The following is a 517-nucleotide window of genomic DNA, read 5'->3' as shown; positions in this document are numbered from 1 at the left end:
AACTTGAAGTAACCGGATAAAATCTGAGTCACACTTCCAAGTGCTGGTACCCACGAAAGCAATGCAACTGCACAAATCAGTAGGTGCCTTACAATTTTTGGTGTTTTGTCTTCATTCTCTAATTTGTGATGTGATCGATCGTGACGTAAGTAAGGGTTCTCAGGGTTTCCAGCAAAACAAATACATTAGAATACATCTAATTCTGAGGCTGTCAGGGAAAACAACTTTACCAGCCCGGCCACGACATATTTTGTCGTCTAATGCGCGCAGTGTCGTTGCCGTGTGATGCTGGCTTTGAATAGCATCACGTCGTCACGTCAAGTCGCTTCTTACGACACCCAAGATAAAGTAATGGGGGGGATGCTATTCTAAGCCAGCATCACATCTGACATTGAATACCAAACTGTAATGGCATGCCGCTCGAGTGGTACATAATTTAAATGAAAAATATTTCTTCTTGATAAAATCCTGCATAAGTGAATAGTGGTTAAAACAAAAAACTTATTGAAAAAATCCG

At 40.8% G+C, this 517-nt stretch carries 1 pseudogene; it reads right to left on the bottom strand.

What is annotated here, in order from left to right:
- Positions 1-137 (bottom strand): annotated as a pseudogene (locus tag ACJ5GX_RS05900) (YqaA family protein); the annotation flags it as partial.
- Positions 138-517: the final 380 nt, after the last annotated feature.

This window comes from Wolbachia endosymbiont of Tuta absoluta (genome assembly GCF_059414725.1).
Note: the sequence above shows the minus strand (reverse complement) of the source record. Positions and strands in the feature narration are given on the sequence as shown.